This is a genomic window from Microcoleus vaginatus PCC 9802, from assembly GCA_022701275.1.
Taxonomy (GTDB): Bacteria; Cyanobacteriota; Cyanobacteriia; order Cyanobacteriales; family Microcoleaceae; genus Microcoleus; species Microcoleus vaginatus_A.
Genome location: CP031740.1, coordinates 1,226,045 through 1,244,080, shown reverse-complemented (window position 1 = coordinate 1,244,080; position 18,036 = coordinate 1,226,045). Strand labels below are relative to the sequence as shown.

19 protein-coding genes are annotated in these 18,036 nt (G+C 46.7%); 8 read left to right on the top strand and 11 right to left on the bottom strand.

Features of this window, described 5'->3' with window-relative positions; translation table 11 throughout:
* Nucleotides 1-198: 198 nt before the first annotated feature.
* On the bottom strand, nt 199-600 hold the full coding sequence (locus D0A34_05240) for a hypothetical protein (GenBank protein ID UNU22179.1): 402 nt from the start codon (nt 598-600) through the stop codon (nt 199-201).
* A gap of 270 nt (nt 601-870) precedes the next feature.
* Here D0A34_05240 and D0A34_05235 point away from each other — a divergent pair, with 270 nt between their 5' ends.
* From D0A34_05235 to D0A34_05215, 5 genes are all read left to right on the top strand, one after another.
* Nucleotides 871-2,640: a peptidase S8 gene (locus tag D0A34_05235; protein UNU22178.1), complete on the top strand. Its 1,770-nt coding sequence runs from the start codon at nt 871-873 to the stop codon at nt 2,638-2,640.
* On the top strand, nt 2,637-2,858 hold the full coding sequence (locus D0A34_05230) for a hypothetical protein (protein UNU18356.1): 222 nt from the start codon (nt 2,637-2,639) through the stop codon (nt 2,856-2,858). The genes D0A34_05235 and D0A34_05230 overlap by 4 nt, the downstream gene beginning before the upstream one ends.
* A 12-nt stretch (nt 2,859-2,870) precedes the next feature.
* Nucleotides 2,871-3,203 carry a hypothetical protein gene (locus D0A34_05225; GenBank protein UNU18355.1) on the top strand — a complete coding sequence of 111 codons (333 nt, stop codon included), beginning with the start codon at nt 2,871-2,873 and terminating at the stop codon, nt 3,201-3,203.
* Nucleotides 3,204-3,239: 36 nt separating this feature from the next.
* Nucleotides 3,240-3,500, top strand: coding sequence for a hypothetical protein (locus D0A34_05220; GenBank protein UNU18354.1), 261 nt, complete (start codon nt 3,240-3,242; stop codon nt 3,498-3,500).
* Between the two features lie 112 nt (nt 3,501-3,612).
* Nucleotides 3,613-4,083 carry a hypothetical protein gene (locus D0A34_05215; GenBank protein ID UNU18353.1) on the top strand — a complete coding sequence of 157 codons (471 nt, stop codon included), beginning with the start codon at nt 3,613-3,615 and terminating at the stop codon, nt 4,081-4,083.
* Between the two features lie 138 nt (nt 4,084-4,221).
* Here the strand turns inward: D0A34_05215 and D0A34_05210 are convergent, their stop codons facing one another.
* Complete coding sequence (locus D0A34_05210; protein UNU18352.1) at nt 4,222-5,010, bottom strand: SDR family oxidoreductase; 789 nt, start codon at nt 5,008-5,010, stop codon at nt 4,222-4,224.
* A gap of 184 nt (nt 5,011-5,194) precedes the next feature.
* A complete protein-coding gene (locus D0A34_05205) occupies nt 5,195-6,100 on the bottom strand; it encodes a nuclear transport factor 2 family protein (protein ID UNU18351.1) in 906 nt (301 codons plus the stop codon).
* 221 nt (nt 6,101-6,321) lie between these two features.
* On the opposite strand from D0A34_05205, the gene murG reads away from it, so the two are divergent.
* Nucleotides 6,322-7,386: an undecaprenyldiphospho-muramoylpentapeptide beta-N-acetylglucosaminyltransferase gene (murG, locus tag D0A34_05200; GenBank protein UNU22177.1), complete on the top strand. Its 1,065-nt coding sequence runs from the start codon at nt 6,322-6,324 to the stop codon at nt 7,384-7,386.
* A 70-nt stretch (nt 7,387-7,456) separates the two neighbouring features.
* Here the strand turns inward: murG and ureG are convergent, their stop codons facing one another.
* The 4 genes from ureG to D0A34_05180 all read right to left on the bottom strand — a co-directional run bounded on the left by ureG (nt 7,457) and on the right by D0A34_05180 (nt 10,264).
* Nucleotides 7,457-8,053 (bottom strand): urease accessory protein UreG, encoded by a 597-nt coding sequence (gene ureG / locus D0A34_05195; protein UNU18350.1) that lies wholly within the window; start codon nt 8,051-8,053, stop codon nt 7,457-7,459.
* 37 nt (nt 8,054-8,090) lie between these two features.
* On the bottom strand, nt 8,091-8,780 hold the full coding sequence (locus D0A34_05190) for an urease accessory protein UreF (protein UNU18349.1): 690 nt from the start codon (nt 8,778-8,780) through the stop codon (nt 8,091-8,093).
* Between the two features lie 123 nt (nt 8,781-8,903).
* Nucleotides 8,904-9,341: an urease accessory protein UreE gene (gene ureE / locus D0A34_05185; GenBank protein UNU18348.1), complete on the bottom strand. Its 438-nt coding sequence runs from the start codon at nt 9,339-9,341 to the stop codon at nt 8,904-8,906.
* A 431-nt stretch (nt 9,342-9,772) separates the two neighbouring features.
* On the bottom strand, nt 9,773-10,264 hold the full coding sequence (locus D0A34_05180; protein ID UNU18347.1) for a DUF4168 domain-containing protein: 492 nt from the start codon (nt 10,262-10,264) through the stop codon (nt 9,773-9,775).
* Between the two features lie 875 nt (nt 10,265-11,139).
* On the opposite strand from D0A34_05180, the gene D0A34_05175 reads away from it, so the two are divergent.
* Nucleotides 11,140-11,565 carry a DoxX family membrane protein gene (locus D0A34_05175; protein ID UNU18346.1) on the top strand — a complete coding sequence of 142 codons (426 nt, stop codon included), beginning with the start codon at nt 11,140-11,142 and terminating at the stop codon, nt 11,563-11,565.
* On the top strand, nt 11,562-12,077 hold the full coding sequence (locus D0A34_05170; GenBank protein UNU18345.1) for a DUF4385 domain-containing protein: 516 nt from the start codon (nt 11,562-11,564) through the stop codon (nt 12,075-12,077). Before D0A34_05175 ends, D0A34_05170 begins: the two co-directional genes overlap by 4 nt.
* A gap of 101 nt (nt 12,078-12,178) precedes the next feature.
* Here D0A34_05170 and D0A34_05165 read toward each other — a convergent pair whose 3' ends face one another.
* From D0A34_05165 to D0A34_05150, 4 genes are all read right to left on the bottom strand, one after another.
* Complete coding sequence (locus D0A34_05165) at nt 12,179-12,646, bottom strand: regulatory protein RecX (protein ID UNU18344.1); 468 nt, start codon at nt 12,644-12,646, stop codon at nt 12,179-12,181.
* 90 nt (nt 12,647-12,736) lie between these two features.
* On the bottom strand, nt 12,737-13,147 hold the full coding sequence (locus D0A34_05160; protein UNU18343.1) for an AbrB family transcriptional regulator: 411 nt from the start codon (nt 13,145-13,147) through the stop codon (nt 12,737-12,739).
* 1,620 nt (nt 13,148-14,767) lie between these two features.
* Nucleotides 14,768-16,468 carry a CHAT domain-containing protein gene (locus D0A34_05155; protein UNU18342.1) on the bottom strand — a complete coding sequence of 567 codons (1,701 nt, stop codon included), beginning with the start codon at nt 16,466-16,468 and terminating at the stop codon, nt 14,768-14,770.
* A gap of 4 nt (nt 16,469-16,472) precedes the next feature.
* The gene (locus D0A34_05150; GenBank protein UNU18341.1) at nt 16,473-16,727 is read right to left on the bottom strand and encodes a hypothetical protein; all 255 of its coding nucleotides are present in this window, start codon (nt 16,725-16,727) and stop codon (nt 16,473-16,475) included.
* Between the last annotated feature and the right edge of the window lie 1,309 nt (nt 16,728-18,036).

Genomic DNA, 18,036 nt, shown 5'->3' with positions numbered 1-18,036 from the left:
TTTGTAACTTAAAGCAGCAGAGTTAACATCTTATACGCTGGGAGCATCTCATAGTGGTAAAAACACTTCTTCTGGCTCTTTCCTTCTCCCTATTTCCTCCTGCCTCCTGCCTCCTGTCTCCTGCCTCAAAACTCGAATTTCTAGGTTGGTTGCTTTCATTGAGATGCTCCCTATACGCTGCCCCGCCGGAGAGTGTTTTTACCTAAAGCGCTGCAATTCTTGCTGCAAGTATTTTCCCCATTTAGTCGCTAGAGGAATTTCTGTAAAGGGAACCTGCACCGCAGCACCATCTTTCAACAAAAATTCGAGGGCGATTGGGCTTCCAGAACTCGGCGGCGACTCTAAATCAACTGCCTGAGAGTTGACTAACAACCGCAGCGACTCCACGTCTTTTAAAGAAAAAGTTTGCAAATTTATCGGCCCGCTGCGAGTAGGTTTTCCCCACGTTAAACTGTCTTCTTGCTGACCGAGTACAGCATAAATATCGTACTTGGCTTTAGCGAATTGTTCGGCCCAGACACGATAGGCTTCAAGCTTTTGATACTCGTTCCATCCAGCCCAAGCCAGAGAAATAAAAATTGCCAGCAGCGGCAGCCACATTAAACCTCTTTCCATGCAATACCCTTGTTGAAAATACTCGCTTGTTCTGTTGGTCATCTTCTCTCATGATACAATTAATTGAACTCCTACAACTTGCTCTGCAATTTAAACGAGAAATTAGAGCAATTTTTGTTCGAGCAACAGCCACCGCCGAAAACTACCAAACGCCCGCGTGCGAGATATCCACAAGCCACAGCAAGGAAAACTGGCGCTGGCGGTGAAAATTGGGTTATTGTGGTGAACACGCCTTCCCTAAACGGACGATCGGCAATGAAAAAGTTTTTCCTTCTGTGCTTATTTTTAATCGGGCTCGGCTGGGCGATTTCTAATTTCCCAGGACTTGCTACTCAAGGCACTTACGACTCGATTGTGCTTGATTTCCGCGAAGATTTGGGTGCTGCTGAGATTGCGAAAGAAGTAAATGCGATCGCCCAACAGTACCAAATCGCACCGCAACTCAACAGCGAATTCTCAGGGGGCGACAATGTATATGTAGTTAAGGGCGATCGCACTTTGCTAAACGCCCTGAGAAAATCAAATTTGGCTAAAGATACCGAATACATTGAACCGAACTACGTCTACAGCGCTTTCGAGATTCCCAACGACCCCATGTATACCAAGCAGTGGAATCTCCGCAGTATCAACGTAGAATCTGCCTGGAACGAAACCAAAGGCAGCGGCACAACAGTAGCGATAATTGACACGGGTATTACTCCAGTCGCTGACTTAAAAGAAACCAAATTTGTACCGGGCTACGACTTTGTAAACGATCGCGCCGAAGCCTACGATGACAACGGCCACGGTACTCACGTCGCCGGTACAGTCGCCCAATCAACTAACAACAATTACGGCGTTGCGGGCATTGCCTACGAAGCAGCTTTAATGCCGCTAAAAGTGTTAAGCGGCAGCGGTGGCGGCACGGTTTCCGACATCGCCGAAGCAATTAAATTTGCTGCTGACAACGGCGCAGATGTCATCAACATGAGTTTAGGCGGTGGCGGCGAAAGTCAGTTAATGGAAGAGGCGATCGACTACGCGCACTCTAAAGGCGTTGTCGTCATCGCAGCCGCCGGCAACTCCGGCGACAGTTCCGCTTCCTATCCCGCCCGCTATCCCCACGTCATCGGCGTTTCGGCCCTGGGCCCCGACGACGAAAAAGCCACTTACTCGAATTTCGGCGCAGGGGTTGACATTGCAGCCCCCGGCGGTTCTGAAATGGGCAAGATCCTGCAAAGTACGATCGACCCGGAAACAGGCGCCGAAGTCTTTGAAGGCTACCAAGGCACTAGCATGGCTTCTCCCCACGTTGCAGCCGTTGCAGCCCTTGTCAAGGCTTCCGGCATCACAGAACCAGACGAAATTCGCAGCGTACTCTTGCAGTCCTCGCGAACTGTCACTGAAGATCCGTTAAACCATTTTGGTTCAGGACACCTAGACGCAGCCGCAGCAGTTCAGCTAGCCCAGCGCGGACAAATCAACTTCCGCGATTTCTTCCGCTGGCTGCGCGATAACGGCTATCTCAACCCCCGCTTTTGGATTGACGGCGGTGCAGTCGCCCTGTTGCCTAAAATTGCAATGGTGCTCGGTTCTTACCTGCTGGCTTTCTTTTTGCGGAATTATTTTCCGTTCCAGTGGACTTGGGGCTTTTCCGGCGGCTTGATGGCTGGGAGTTCTGGGTTCTTTTTCCTGCGGAACTTGTTTGTATTTGACTTGCCACAGTGGCCGATGCGGGTGATGGGCAGTTCTATTCCCGAACTCGGCGGTGCAATTAATGGCAGCAGTATGCTGAATCCCTTTTTTGCTAGCGTTTTGATTCCTGGGATTTTGATTGCTTTGCTGTTGGGACATCAACAGTGGAAGTGGATCGCGATCGCAATTTCGATCGGTTTTGCCAGCAGTTTAGCGGTGAATGCTTTTGTGTCTCCCACAGTCTGGGGATTGGGCACAGGTTTGGTATCACAAACATTTTTGATTGTCAATGCTTTACTGTGTTTCGGACTGGCGCGTTTAGCAATTAAAACAGAGGTGCGATCGGCATGAGTATTACTGTCAAAGGTGTAATTGAACGCAAAGGATTGGGTCCCGGTACTTGGGCTTTGGTCGGCGAAGATGGGGAAACTTACGAACTTAAGGATGCTCCTTCTGATTTGAAAAAAGCTGGTTTGAAAGTCAGTGTTAAAGGTGAAGTGCGTAAGGATGTGATGACTTTTGCTATGATCGGCCCGGTTCTTGAGGTGCAGTCTTTTGAGGCGAATTAGCCTAATTGGTTAATGCAGCTTTTGAGCAAAAAAAACCCCGGCCAAAATTGGCTGGGGTTTATTAATCAGGGTGCATCTACTAATTTAATCTCCCGCCTCAAAACACCTCTTTCAGGACACTTTGGCAGAATTTGCGAAAATTGGCGGCGACGGCGTGCGATCGGCAAAAAAAAACCCCAAACCAAAATTGGTCGGGAGTTAATTAATCAGGGTGCATCTACTAATTTAGTCTCCGGCTTCACACCACCTCTTTCAGGACACTTTGGTAGACTTTGCGGAAATTTGTGGCGACGGCGTGCGAGATCAAAAAAAAAACCCGGCCAAAATTGGTCGGGAGTTAATTAATCAGGGTGCATCTACTAATTTAGTCTCCGGTTCAAGGTGTACCTGTTCCGGACAGTTTGGGACAATTTGCGAAAATTTGTGGTTTGGGTGGCGATGGCAAAAAAAAACCCGGCCAAAATTGGTCGGGAGTTAATTAATCAGGGTGCATCTACTAATTTAGTCTCCGGTTCGAGGTGCACCTGTTCCGGGCAGTTTGGGACAATTTGCGAAAATTTGTGGTTTGGGTGGCGATATCAAAAAAAAAACCCGGCCAAAATTGGTCGGGAGTTGATTAATCAGGGTGCATCTACCAATTAAGCTTCCTGAGAATTCGAGCGCAATCCGGATAACCTCAAACTTTTTCAGCATCACCCTTGATACCGCAAAAAAAAACCCCAAACCAAAATTGGTCGGGAGTTAATTAATCAGGGTGCATCTACCAATTAAGCTTCCTGAGAATTCGAGGCGCAATCCGGACAACCTCAAACTTTTTCAGCATCACCGTCGATACCGCAAAAAAAAACCCCAAACCAAAATTGGTCGGGAGTTATTTAATCAGGGTGCATCTACTAATTTAATCTCCCGCCTCAAAACACCTCTTTCAGGACACTTTGGCAGAATTTGCGATAATTTGTGGCGAGGGCGCGTGATCGCAAAAAAAAACCCGGCCAAAATTGGTCGGGAGTTAATTAATCAGGGTGCATCTACTAATTTAATCTCCCGCCTCAAAACACCTCTTTCAGGACACTTTGGCAGAATTTGCGATAATTTGTGGCGAGGGCGCGTGATCGCAAAAAAAAACCCGGCCAAAATTGGTCGGGAGTTAATTAATCAGGGTGCATCTACTAATTTAGTCTCCCGTCTCACAGCAGCTCTTTCAGGACACTTTGGCCGAATTTAGGAGAATTTGTGGCGAGGGCGCGTGAGCGCAAAAAAAAACCCCGAACCAAAATTGGTCGGGAGTTAATTAATCAGGGTGCATCTACCAATTAAGCTTCCTGAGAATTCCAGCGCAATCCGGACACTTACCACTAAAAACTCACAACTCTTTTCGGTGAACCAGAGTTGCACTAGCTTGGTCTGTCGGAACTAGCAAGACTTCGCTAATATTGACGTGGGGCGATCGCGTCGCGCAAAAATACACGACATCGGCTACATCGTCCGCAGTCAGCGGTGTCAATCCTTGATAGACATTTTTGGCTTTTTCTGCATCGCCGTGAAACCGGACATTGCTAAATTCTGTTTCCACCAAACCCGGCTCTATTTCCGTCACCCGCACGGGTGTTCCCAAAAGGTCTTGTTTCAACCCTTCGGAAATAGCTCTCACTGCTGCTTTGGAAGCGCAATAAACATTACCTTTCGGATAAGCTTGGCGGCCTGCTATGGAGCCGATATTCACTACGTGGCCGCGGTCTCGGCTTACCATTCCCGGCACGATCGCGCGAGTCATGTAAAGCAAGCCTTTAACATTGGTATCAATCATTTCTTCCCAATCTTGAAAGTTGCCTTCGTGCAGTTTGTCTAAACCACGGCTCAATCCCGCATTGTTAATCAGAATATCGATGCTTTTCCAGGCATCGGGAAGCGCAGTTATCGCCGATTCCACTTGCGGGCGATCGCGCACGTCCAATTCGAGCAAATAAATCTCGTTCGCCGATGCGATCGATTTTGTTTCTACAAGTTCGTTTGCCAGTCGCTCCAGCTTTTCAAGGCGGCGGGCTGCTAAAATTAGTTTTGCTCCTCCTTTGGCGAAGATCTTGGCACAGGCTGCTCCGATACCGCTACTGGCACCTGTAATGAAAACAATTTGGTTTTGGATAGAAATCATTTTTAATAATCAGAAGGAAGAGGGAAGAGGAAAGAGGATTTTTTAACTTGGTATAAGATTAAGTCGGGTCAATTAACCATAATTATTGTAGAGGCAGGTTTAGCTGGTTCTCTCTTTTTTATTAGAGATTTTACTTAAACCGCCACTACAGAAATTACCCAAATAACCCATAACACCTATTTTATTATTTGACCACCCGCAATCGCACACTAACTGTTGCAATTCCACCTTGTCGCATCAAAACTGCTGAAACCCACCGATTTTCCGGCGTAGCCGGAGCTTTACCTACTTTAAAAATCCCCCCGGAATTTAGCAACTCCAGCTCGACTTCTGAGGGATTAAAAAATGTTTTTTCGGTAATGGGTTCCTCCAAAACAGTCCCTATTAAAATATCATCGCCGATCGGCTCTCGAACAATGGCATCAAAATGGTACTCTTCGCCCACCTTAACTTGATCCGGAAAATTCACTTGAATTGTGGGAGGATTTTGACCAGAACTAAGCTGAGTTTGTTCGGCTAAAATTTCTTGCTTAACTATCTTTTCACCTTCAAAACGCTGTTGGGAACGGATTGTAGCTTTGAGATTTAATTCTCTGCCATCCTTTTTTTGAGTGCCCGCTATTGTAGTTATGGTTTCTGCGAGAATCGCGTTACCTTCGGTTTTCCAAGATTTGAGCTCGGTGCGGTAATTTAAACTCGGATATCGAGCCCAGAGTTGGGTGAGGGCTTTTTCCATGCTTTGGCTGTTTAAGCCGTCAGAATGAGTGAAACTCGGGCTGTAAAATGCCATGACTGCTTTGACATCACGCCGGTTGGCCGCTGCGTCAATTTCTGTTAGCACTTTTGTGAGTGGGGCAGGCGCATTTGCAGGGGTTTGGGCGATCGTTCGGGGAGTCGCCGCGATCGCACCGATCGCTCTTGCCGCACTAGGATGCAGCACGCCAGCACTTACCACTGTTAAACATAACAACATTTGAGCGATCGACTGCCCGCAGTTAAAGCCAAAAACGATCGCCCGATCGGGTTTTTTGTCCCGACGGCTGGAAAAATACTGAGATGCACTTGGCACTAAATTCAAAAAATTACGCATTAGATGATAATTTGGTTATTTGTCAGGGGTCGTAGCTTGGGCAACTGTTCGCCTGCAACGAAAACTGACAACGGAAGCAGGGACACGGCACAATCTAATTTTAGATGGCTGATTCAAAATTGGCTGAAACTGCCGGAATAATAAGCATAATAATCTAAAACCTCAAATAGAAAATTGATCGACCTGTGGAACTTGTACTTGTAAAAAAAGAAACAAATACCTTGACAAAAGCCCCCCTCCGGTTGTTGGTTGCAGCTAGCGGCACTGGTGGACATTTATTTCCCGCGATCGCCACCGCTGGGCAGTTGAACGACTGTCAGATCGAATGGCTAGGAGTCCCAGACCGCATGGAAACCCAGTTAGTTTCATCCCTTTACCCCCTCCACACGATTGCCGTTGAAGGCTTTCAGCAGGGATTGGGACTCGGTACACTGCGAATTTTGGGCGGACTCGCCGGCTCGATCCTTCAGGTGCGGAAGTTGCTCAAAGCGGGAAATTTTCAGGGAGTCTTTACTACCGGCGGTTACATCGCAGCACCGGCAATTCTAGCGGCCCGTTCTTTGGGTTTGCCGGTAATTCTCCATGAATCTAATGCAATTCCCGGAAAGGTGACACGCTGGTTTAGTCCTTTGTGCACTGCTGTGGCGATCGGATTTGAAGCCGCAGCCCAGCATTTACCCCGCGCGAAAACCGTGGTTGCTGGTACACCGGTGCGATCGCAATTCCTCGCCCGCCAACCTCTAAATTTGCCAATTCCTGACAGTGTACCTGTAATTTTAGTCATGGGTGGCTCTCAAGGTGCTGTCGCAGTCAATAAGTTAGTGCGCGAGTGTGCTCCGGCTTGGTTTGATGCGGGTGCTTGGGTGGTTCACCTCACCGGAAATAATGACCCGGATGCTGAGAGTTTGAAACATGAGCAATATTTGTCGATGCCCTTTTACGACAATGTGGCGAGTTTGTTGCAGCGAGCAAATTTAGCAATTAGTCGATCGGGCGCCAGTGCTCTGACAGAATTAGCAGTGACGGGAGTACCTTCTATTTTAATTCCTTTTCCTCACGCCGCTGACGACCACCAAAGATTTAATGCGGAAGTATTTGCTAAAGCCGGCGCCGCCGTGGTATTCCGTCAAAGCGAACTGACAGCAGATGTGTTGCAAAGCAAAGTGTTGTATTTGTTAAGAGATTCCGAATATTTGGAAAAAATGTCTAAAGCTGCTGCTCAATTAGCGGTGACAGACAGTACAGAACGTTTGGCTAATTTGGTGAGGGAATTGGTGGTGCGGTGATAGTTTTTAGGAGTTTTAACCGCAGATGAAGGCAGATAAACCTTGATAAACCCAGATGAAGGCTAATGTTTTACATAATATGGGAGTGGATGAATTTAACTACTGATTCTAATCCTTCTTTGGTCTTCAAGTTAGTAAAAACAAAAGGTTTATCGCCTCGCATTTTTTTCGTATCCCGTTCCATCACGCCTAAATCTGCTCCTACATAAGGTGCGAGGTCTGTTTTATTTATTACTAATAAATCTGATTTAGTAATTCCTGGCCCGCCTTTGCGCGGAATTTTATCGCCGGCAGCGACATCGATTACGTAAATTGTTAAATCTACTAACTCCGGGCTAAATGTTGCCGCCAAATTATCGCCACCGCTTTCAACAAACACTAAATCTAACTCAGTGAATTTTTGTTCTAACTCTTCTATAGCTACTAAGTTAATGGAAGCATCTTCGCGGATGGCTGTGTGGGGACAGCCTCCCGTTTCTACGCCCAAAATGCGATCGCTGTCCAAAGCTTGACTCCGAACCAAAAACTGTGCATCTTCCTGAGTATAGATATCATTAGTAACAACCGCAATCTGGTATTGCTGCCGCAGCGCCTTGCACAAAGCATCAAGTAAAGCAGTTTTCCCTGAACCAACCGGCCCAGCAATTCCTACACGAAAAGCACCCATAGCGATTTTAGATTTTAGATTTTAGATTTTCTGATTTTCAACTCCGAAATAACCGAGTGTACTGAGTTTCGTGCGCCATACTAGCTAGGGCTAACCCCCAACTGCAACTACCAAGGTCATCATCTTCTAAGTGTAAAACTTCTTGCGCCGTGCAGCTAATTTGAGACTGCAAATCTAACAGTAACTGTTGACCGACTGTTTGACCGAGGGGAATCAGTTTCACGCCTGCACTCGCCAAATTAGCAGCCCAACTGTACAAATATCCTAACACAGCCACTTCCTCTTCAATCTGCCAACTTGCGGCGGCAATGCCAAAGCCGATCGCAAAATTGCACTGATTGGTGCCAGATTCCACGAATTCTTTTACAATTGTTGTTAACCCAGAAGCAACGGGCGATCGCAAATCCAGCAGCAACCTGACCAAAGTCCGCCCCATTTGCCAACTTTGCAAGCGCAATTCTTCTGTCTCCTTAGTAGCAGTCGCCCAAGCATTCCAGTAATTCAAAGCCGTCAAATCCCCTATCTGTGCCGCCCTCAAAGCCCTTACCACCACAGCGGCTTCTACTCGAACAGCCCCGAATTGCAGCGAATTTTCTAACCAATTTCTCAAAGTAATCTCGCTGTCGATCGCACCGGTTTCTACCAGACTTTCGATTCCCTCAGAATAACTATAAGCTCCCACAGGTGCAAAAGCTAGCTGTAACAAACATAAAAGTTGATTGTTCACTGTTGACTGTTGACTGTTGAGTGTTGACTTCTTCCTTCTTGAATGAGCGAAACTAATTTGGTTATAAGCCCTCGGATTCCAGGGTGGGAGTAAATCTAAAATCTAAAATCTAAAATCAAAAATCTAATGGTTGTGCCCGTAAGCCCCCATTTCCGGCTGAAACGGCACAATTTCCTCTGTTACTTCCAAACCCATTTTTTCGAGCATTCCCTGCAACACAGAGTCGGGAGAAAATCTTAAATAATTATCCGCAATTTCTAAAGCTACGTGACGGTTTCCTAAATGATAAGCCGCCCGCATCAGTAGCAGCGGACTTGATGCCCGCGCTGTCAGTACCAGTTCGGGTTTTGCACTTACCAGTACCAAACAGGTACCGTCTTCCGACTGCAATAAATCTCGATCGCGCAGTACCGTACCTCTGGGCAAACTCAGGTGCAGCTTTTCCCCCGTATCCGTCTCGAATCGGTGACGGCTGCGAGTGCGATCGTCCGATGTCATTTGTAAAGTAAAGCTGACAATAGCATCGGGATTTGCAGGTAAATGTTTTGTGAGGGTTAGCATTTTTATATTCTATTCCTCAGAGCAATTCACTTGAACTTGAGTTTTTGAGGAATATATTTTTTTTATAGCCGAAGGAATAAGGAAGACTCAAGTTCCAATCTTCAGCTCATGTTTCAGAAATTAAAAACGTCTTAATCGTGTCGGCGATGGCTATTTCTCATTGCGATTTATAGCAAGTGGAAAAATATTCATCTTTCTGAACCCCTCCCGTTCGGGCTTTTTAACCAAATTTATATTATTTTGTCAAGCACTTTATTACAGACGATCGCTTTTTTTTAAAAAAAATTTGCATACCGTCTAGTCACTCGAACAATTTAAATCTCCAATAATTGTTGTGGGAAATAGGGGTTAGGCATCCTGCCTGCCCAAAACCTACTTTTATGGAGAAGTCTAATAGAACGGGAGAGGAAGAAAGACTCAAACCATCAAGCTTATTGATTGCCCGCTTGTTGCAGTCGCAGCAGCTCGGCTTGAATTCGCTGTTTGACTGCCGGATCCGCTTGCTGGAGCAAAGTGAGCTGGTTGAAGCGACTAACTGTCAAACCATTGGTTTCGATAACTTTTTTAGCTTGTTGGCAGTAATTCACCGCGATGCCGCGAACACTTCCAGACAACCTATTAATTTGCTGAGTTTCGTTGCACACGACTCTGGGAACCGAGCCCCCAGCCATTCCTTTAATTTCGTTAAAAGCTTCCACCCGTCTAGGTTCTATTGCCAACACAGCGCGAGCGTAGCTAGTAATTTCCTCGCTGCTAATCTCTTGAGCTTGGGCTGCTGCTCCGAAAACGAGGTTTGGGGATTGTCCATACAAACCGGGTGCCCATCCGCTAGCTAAAGCTGCTGCAGAAAAGATGCCAAGCAACAGCGATTGTCGCAGCATCCGGTTGAGGGCAAATTTAGAGGTGTTAAGTGAGGTGTTCATGGTCGTCGGTGATTGCTTGCGTGTAGATAAAAATGACACAGCGCTTGGAGGCTCAATCTTTTTGAATCATGTGGCGGCTAAAAAGTTCCTGCCGTTGGTGACAATTTTGAATTCCAGCAGGATGGTTTGGAAGTTGCTACGACGATCGACTTTTTAGCAAATTCGATAATTTCATCGATTCTAACATCTGTGGGAAGTTGACAAAACCCTTACTTTAGACGGTAATTTTAATTACAGAGCGTTCTCGAATTGCCTCTCCCAATAATTCTTAAAGCGCAAATCTTAAATAATTCTAAAACTTCTTGACAAATTACTCGCATTATTTAGTTTAATCAAAGTACGCGCGAGCGAAGCTATCCCGAATGCGCGTGCCTTCGGTGAAGGGTAGGGAATCGCCTGCAAGGCAAGGTCAAAATTAACAGTAATCGCACTCATCAATTCCCGCGATGATTTATTTAATGTTAGGCTGTGGCGCATTTGTCGCTCAAGAAAATCCCCCGCTGGTTTGGTCACTAACCGAGCCAGAGCCCGAACCAAAAATCATGTTTTACTACCCGAAGATAGAGACCGCAGCAGGGAACTAGACATTAAAATCTTTTTATCAAAATGCGCGCTCTCTGTTGCCGGCAGTCAACGCGCAGGCCTTCGATTCCAGTTCTCGCTTCCTCCAGTTTGGGGCGGTGAAAACTTGTCTGGGAGTTACCCATAAACCTGATTTTTCTACGAAATAAAATCGTTACAGCTACCAGCAAGAGCAGACAAACCCGGAAAGCTGGAATTTTTGGATCTCAGTTTTCTTGTCATCTCGATCGCACATAGCAAATTTTTGCAAGTATTCTCGCAGCAATTTAACAATTATTAATTACCCATTGCCCATGAAAAGTCAAAAAGAAATTTGGCGAGTTATCCTCGCAGTAGCTCTCTGTATTGTAGGCGTGCTGCACTTTGCAGTGCCGACACCTTTTATCCGAATCGTGCCGCCCCAGCTTCCTTACCCAGAAGCCTTGGTTTATATCAGCGGTTTTTTCGAGATTTTGGGTGGCATTGGGCTGTTAGTTCCTCCTGTCAGCAGGGCGGCGGCATGGGGATTAATTGCCTTGTTTATTGCCGTGTTTCCAGCTAATATCAATCAAGCCGTCAACAACATTCCGATAGAAGGGATTCCCCACAACCAATTACTGTATTGGTTCAGGCTGCCTTTTCAAGCTGTCTTCATTGCTTGGGCCTGGGTTTATACCCAACCAGACGAAGGTAAACCCCGGGCTTCTATAGTTCCCGATAGAACAGAAAAGACCCAATGAAGCAGTTCGACTACTCTTTGGATTTTAAGAATATTGACTTTCGACAGCACCCGGAACTCTATCGGGTAGGGAGGGGAGAACAGGGAGTGCTGTTGGTGGAACCTTACAAAGGAGAAATTCTGCCTTTCTGGAGATTTAAGACTCCTGAAATTGCCAGGGAGTCCAGCAGCAAAATTTACTCCTTGTTTTTAGAGTATCTCGATCGCGAAGATTTTGTGGGAGCCGACATGGCCCGCAAGTTCTTGCAGATGGGGTATACTCGATCGCGTCGCTACGCCAACCACAAAAGCGGTCGAAAATACCAGCAAAACCCTCAGAAGCTGAAGTCTGTTGCAGAGCAAACCGCAGCTCGAAAAGATATTTTGCCCCTACAAGCAGATCCGCTGAAAGCAGAATCCGCCGCCATTTTTCTTGAAAAATGGATGCTGGCCAAAATCAACGAGAAATATCTCGAGCTTTTAGCCAGACACCGACAGATGTACGAATCTTATTTAGTCAACGCTGAGGATTGACATACATTTACAAAAACTCAGAACTTACACTTTAGCCCCGTCGGCAGCAGTGTAGTTGTGCTTGCCTATCTGGGCCGCACCTATTTGCGTGGCCCTACTATTTACTCGTCATCTTCTTCTGTTTGCCACTGTCGCCAAATTTCAAAGGCATTAAAGCCCCTGTATTGCAGGTAATTCAAGACTTTGCCCTTGGTTTTCGGATCTGCTTTACCCCAAGTATCGATCTTGTATTTCCGCATGACTTTGGCTTTTAATTCGGCCAGTTTTTCTGCTTCGGAGTCCTGATTTTCGGCAATTTCTTCTTCCCAGACTTGCTCGAACAAATCGTTGGTAATTCCTTTTTGCAGGCACTTGCGCTTGATGGCCGACTTCCCGTATTTGCCTGCTGCAGAGGCGATCGAGTTTGCCACCAAGCGAGTGTCGGACTGATAGCCGCGGTCTTGAATTTGCGCGATCGCCTCCAATATTTCCTCATTGCCAAAACCTTTCTCTTGCCCCTTTTTGCGAAGTTCAGAGGCACTGTAGTCTTTGCGGGACAAGAGAAAATAGAAATAGTCAAGACAGCTCATCAGTTCAATCGAAGGGTGGCGCGCAAATACTCGTGTAGCGAATGCCAAATCCAGTCGCCTTGCTATCGGCTGACTGCACCGCGATCGCCTCTATTCTTCTGTATCCTCCTCTTCATCATCCAATTCCACATCCGGTCTGTCCATATCGATCTGAATCAAGCGAATGTGCTTGTATCCGAGCTTAATTTCAAACTCGTCTCCCGGCTTTAATCCCATTTCTTGGGTATAATTTGCGCCGATCACGATCGAGCCATTCTTGTGAACGCTAGCTCGATAACTCGCTTCTCGCCCGCGTCCGTCTGCTTTCGACTTCTCTAGCTCAATGCCCTTAGCAGCTAACACTGCATCGTAAAACTCAGCCAGATTAATCCGGGTTTCTCCACTTTTGCTGACAGTGAAGTAGCCGCAAAGCTTTGCAAGTTCTCTGCGTGGCAAATCACTGCCTTTGATTTTTTGAAGCAGACCTTTTCCTGTTAAGGGTGCTGTAGCTGTTTCTGCCATTGACCGTACCTCGCTTATTGGACTTTACTTATATCAATTACAACACATTAGATTAACTTTGTTTCACTGTCAATACTAATAATTCTCAATATTTAAAATTCTGGATAAATTTCTGCGGTCTCAAGACGGGGGGTAGAAGTAAGGATGCTCGAAGGGCGATCAATTTGCTGCTTGTGGCCCACATGCTTGTGTAAGCCTCGGAGCGATCGCGCGGGAAATTATTGTCGCAAATTAAATGCTTTACTTTTTTACAGTAAAGTCTGTTCCCTGCATTCACCAATCCCTGATCGAGTCTGTGGTCAAGGTAAAAACAAGACAGCCATGAATCGAAATACCTAGAGCGCAGCCGCTGCAAATCTGCCGACAGCATTTACCTGCCGGGGTTAACTTTTACCTCAACAAGGGGAGGCAGCACTTGTTCTCGATGCCCCTGCCAGCTACTTACAAAACCAGTTTACAAAAAGAATCCAACGGTAGGCCCGTGCTCCAAACCCTTATGGAATAAGTCATTCCCAATTCTTCAATCTAAAATCTAAAATCTAAAATCTAAAATGGTATAAACCCGATTTTTCGGGATCGAAATCCCCTCAAAACCCCAAATACCAACGAGCAATCTTCTATTAAGGTGTTGGGCATATAACTTGCACAGAACGCAGTCTGGGGAAGGCAATCCGCTAAAAATTGAAGGAAATTTCACCTCTTCGGTGAACGGGTTTAAGCTAAAACCCGACTCAATGGGGGCGGCAGAAACATCGGGCAGCCACTAAGAGGGGAATAGTTTTGATCGGGCGAGATTGCTTCGCGACTCTTAACACTTCGCTACGAATCAGTAGATGTCTCGGGGGAACTCGGGAAAATCTTCCTCCTACGGCCCCAAGCCAAAGAATTTGAGGTTATTTCCACAGGGGAATTGAAAAAGACCGAGTTAAATGCACAACTGCTTAAATGTTTGATGCACTACAAATTAGCAGCGGTTCCCAACAGGGAGTTTCGATGGAAATGTATTGGTTTCCACTCATGGCCTGTAAACTGCCAGACTCTCAAAATTTATGCACCAACTGGAGGGGCGCGTCAAACTCACAGCCGCTTCCATAATTAATTATTGTGAAATATACCAACCGCACTGACGGTGAGGACGTTCTTAATTGTTGCAACTCTGGCTTTTATTGTCTTGTGCCGAATGACGAATGCTCCTGCTGCCGAATCAGCCCGCCCAAAAACGCATACAAGCCACCGACTCCTGTCGTGGAGAGATCAAAATTTTAGACTCTTGTTCAAGCTTCCAGATTCATCTGTGGAGTAAATCTAAGATCTCAAATCGTTCGACTCAGGGCTCAAGCCGAAGTCTAAAATCTACAATCGACTGACGAATTCTATATCAAGCAGTCCCGGACTTACTCTCTCGACGAGAAACCCGGTTTCTTGCTAGATGCTTGGTTGCGCTGCTGCTTATTTTCGGTAAAAACCGGCTTGATGAAGGTAAGTCCGAGATTCGATCGAGCAGCATACTTTTGATCACTGTTCCACCGACAGCCGATCGCGAATGGCCAGCAAAAACCCCACCCAGTTTGGAGCCATGCCAAGAGGGTCTAAATTCCGCATTGCAGTGGGCGATCGCTTTTAGTGACGTTGTTGCAGGTAATTTTGCGACAGGGGAGTCCGTACCGCCGGTAGTAACTCTTCAGGTTTCGTGTCTCGCTGGTGCGAGTAGCGCCACCCAAAAAAGCCAGCACTCAAAGCCACGGGCAATAAGCAAAGCATTAGAGCGACAGATTTTTTCAACCCCGGTTTTTTTAAGGGTTTCTGAGTCGGTGCAGCGGCGCGAGTTGCTTGGATCGCCGAAGACTCAGAATTAGGAATAGAGGACGGCGAAGCCGTCGGTGAGTTCGGTGAATTAGTAGCATCGAATCGATCGTTCTGGTGAACCCAATCCCTGCGATCTTTTAATTGGTCGGGAAAGTATTCCCAGACTTCGCCGTCAGAACTGTCTGACTCATGCGATCGATTGGCTGGGATTGGGGGGTATTGGGCGATCGCCGAGAGTGAAGGTGGCGCACTCCATTCTGTACCCGCCAGAGCCGGCGGCGTTCCCGACGCGATTATTTGCACCCGAGACCCGGATGTCGCGCTGTGGGCTGGGCCGCCGATCAGATAGCCGTCAAAGTCCGGGTGCTGGTAGAGAATGGGCAAAGCCCAGTATAGCTGGTGAGAACCGTAGGCAGAAATTAGCCCAGCTCTGGCCCGGCTCAGGCTGAGATCGACTGGATAGCCTTGATTGAGGTTGCGGTAAAACAACCGGGTCAGAGTTAGGGCTACATCGTCGGGGATGCTTTCTGCCATTGCTAGCACTGCCGGAATGCCCCGCTTCACTAGAGCTTCGGTTAAGTTCCGTTCCGGGCTGTCGTCCGCGAGGTCTGATGGGTCGCCGTAGGCGCCACGGCAGGAGTTGAACACGGCCATCTGAATACCGTTGTTAACAAGCAATCCAGCTAAGTCGTCGCCACTGAGGGTTTCGGTTAAGCCGGTGCGGCTGCTGACTAAGTAGAGTTCGCCACCTCTGGAACCTAAGTTGCTGTGGCCTGCGTAGTGCAGGACTTGGTAGTGTCCTTGTTCTAAGGCTTGAGTAAGTTGTTCTCGATCGGGCTGTTCGAGAATAGTCAGTTGAATTTCCGGGGAATGCGGGCTGTTTTTGAGAGGATTAGCGGTGCGGTTTTGGAGTTCTTGTTGCAGGTGGAGCACTTCTCGCTTGAGCTGCAAGCTGTCTCGATCGCTCGGAGAGGCGATCGCCATTAAAATTTTTAGTGGCCCGCTACTAGGCAGTATCCGGGTTTGTTTGAACAAACTTGTACCTGGTTGGTAGCGAGAAAACACGACATCGGTGCCGGTTGCCAAAGGGCGATCGCCGGCGTGCAGAACTTCCCACGGCAGCCGCGGCAAGCGCCGGCCTTTGAGTCCGAGTCGCAGTTGCAGCACTTCTCGGCGGTGCTGGGCGATGCCTTGAGCGCAAGTCCAGCTATCGCGCAAGTTTCCTTGAAACAGCCCGCTGTATAATTGTTGCCCCAGAGCTACTAAATTGGGCGCTGAGTTGTTTCCCGAACGGGAGAGGCCGCGACCAGCCAAATTGCTTCCCTGTACTACTTTTCCCTGGAGCAAGCCCACCAGCGGGTCGTTCATCAGTTGAGCAGACAGTGCAAGCCATTCGTCGATCGGCCAGCGGACTTGTTGTTCGGCTAAGGGTACACCGGGTGCAACCCTTTCTGTCCGCACTAGATATTCGTCGTCCCCAACAGGGGTGACTGAGAGTTGAAATTCCTGGCTCACGGATTTAGCGCCCTCCCGCCTTAATTCTGAATTTGCCTGCGTTTTTGTGGCTAGCAATAGCACTCGGCAACATATTTTTTACTCTTTCTATCAAAGTTTCTGAATGCGCTTCCCCCGATCGGGCGATCGCTAGGGTCATATATATTTGTTCAAACACTTTGAGAATATAAAAGTTGTACTTTAATAACAGTTTATTAGTTTTGATTGCCCTGTGGCTCGGTGAAAGCCGAATTTTCTCCAATCTTCCTATCTTTAACATTTTGCACCTCTACCGCAGACCCCTTTAGATTCGTCGTGAACTTGAGTTTCTCATTGCTGAGTAAAGTTAAATTGGAGGCACTTTACCAGGCGGATCTCTAGTTCTTATTAAAATTACTTCAGCTCACGCCAACCGGTTTCAGGGCAATATCGCAGGCAAAGTTGAGTATTTTATTTTTTTTGGCGATCGGTCGATCGGTCTTTACCGCTTATCCTATACCACCAACCCCCCATGTGTAATCTTGATTTTGTGTCAATTAATTAATTGGTCAGCCCTGGGTTCTCATCCGTAAGCCCTCCGCCCTCATCCTTAAGACCTCAGTGGCGATGGGTAATCGATTGTTGACCATCAATAATTGCTAATAACTTATTGCTAATTTACCGCTTTCATGATATAGAAAACTTTTTATTTAACTCTCTTAATCTAGTTAAAGTTAAGCAGCAAAAATAAACGTAACCAGCCAAGAACTCTCAACAATACAACGGCCATCAAATTATTCCGGTACTCTCAAGCAACCATCATTTTTGGCATCTAGAGGATTACGCCTCATCAGGCCGGTTTCTCGGAGAATTATTGGATTTGGTAGCGAAGCCTCTACAAAACAATAGGGTTTCGCAGCCTCGCCGTGGGTCATTCCCGCTCAAAATGCCGATCGAGCTTGCAACTTTCACCAAAAATGACTTTACCTTATACTACTTAATTCCACATTTGGCAATCTGTCTTGAGATAGATATATTTTGGTTTAAGTCTTAGTATTGATCCGAAAAAATTTTTTTTTCTCAGTTCCCGAGGTTTCCTCGAATCGAGAGAAAATTGTGCAACTAAAAATTAGAACAAATATTTGCAGGGGGGAATTATCTAAATTTCTAATTACTCATCGGGAACTAAAATTAGAAGCGTGCAGTCGTTTAGTCAAGAGATTCAAATCCTAAGTCAGGGAAGGATTTGTCAAAGCTGGGAGTGTTAGAAAAATTCAATGCACTCAGCCGAGTTCGCAAGAAAAGCAAGGGGAAAATTTTGGGGATACAGGTTTTGGGTAGTTATTTGGGAGTTGTAAGTTGCGAGTTTAAATTAAGCTCTTTCACTGTAGAAATTACGTAGAAAATCTACAATCAAGAGCCCTTCGGCGCAGCTTACTGTAGAAACTACGGAGAACATCTAAACAGCTCGGCGCTTCGGCGCAGCGCTTACGGTGTAGGTGGCGGATCAATTAATTTTGGTTGGCAAGGGCAGAAGATAAAACTCGCAATACAGTGAAAAAAACCCTTGCAGTTTAAGTGGCATCTATAATAGTAAAGATGAGGAGATA

Excerpts from the sequence above, each read along its gene's own strand:
- ureG (UNU18350.1), bottom strand. The coding sequence starts at position 8,053 with ATGGGTGCTTTTCGTGTAGGAATTGCTGGGCCGGTTGGTTCAGGGAAA.
- D0A34_05205 (UNU18351.1), bottom strand. The coding sequence starts at position 6,100 with ATGCGTAATTTTTTGAATTTAGTGCCAAGTGCATCTCAGTATTTTTCC.
- D0A34_05165 (UNU18344.1), bottom strand. The coding sequence starts at position 12,646 with ATGAGCTGTCTTGACTATTTCTATTTTCTCTTGTCCCGCAAAGACTAC.
- D0A34_05175 (UNU18346.1), top strand. The coding sequence starts at position 11,140 with ATGAAAAGTCAAAAAGAAATTTGGCGAGTTATCCTCGCAGTAGCTCTC.
- D0A34_05180 (UNU18347.1), bottom strand. The coding sequence starts at position 10,264 with ATGAACACCTCACTTAACACCTCTAAATTTGCCCTCAACCGGATGCTG.
- ureE (UNU18348.1), bottom strand. The coding sequence starts at position 9,341 with ATGCTAACCCTCACAAAACATTTACCTGCAAATCCCGATGCTATTGTC.
- D0A34_05240 (UNU22179.1), bottom strand. The coding sequence starts at position 600 with ATGTGGCTGCCGCTGCTGGCAATTTTTATTTCTCTGGCTTGGGCTGGA.
- D0A34_05210 (UNU18352.1), bottom strand. The coding sequence starts at position 5,010 with ATGATTTCTATCCAAAACCAAATTGTTTTCATTACAGGTGCCAGTAGC.
- D0A34_05230 (UNU18356.1), top strand. The coding sequence starts at position 2,637 with ATGAGTATTACTGTCAAAGGTGTAATTGAACGCAAAGGATTGGGTCCC.
- D0A34_05160 (UNU18343.1), bottom strand. The coding sequence starts at position 13,147 with ATGGCAGAAACAGCTACAGCACCCTTAACAGGAAAAGGTCTGCTTCAA.
- D0A34_05235 (UNU22178.1), top strand. The coding sequence starts at position 871 with ATGAAAAAGTTTTTCCTTCTGTGCTTATTTTTAATCGGGCTCGGCTGG.
- D0A34_05170 (UNU18345.1), top strand. The coding sequence starts at position 11,562 with ATGAAGCAGTTCGACTACTCTTTGGATTTTAAGAATATTGACTTTCGA.
- D0A34_05225 (UNU18355.1), top strand. The coding sequence starts at position 2,871 with ATGCAGCTTTTGAGCAAAAAAAACCCCGGCCAAAATTGGCTGGGGTTT.
- D0A34_05150 (UNU18341.1), bottom strand. The coding sequence starts at position 16,727 with ATGTTAAAGATAGGAAGATTGGAGAAAATTCGGCTTTCACCGAGCCAC.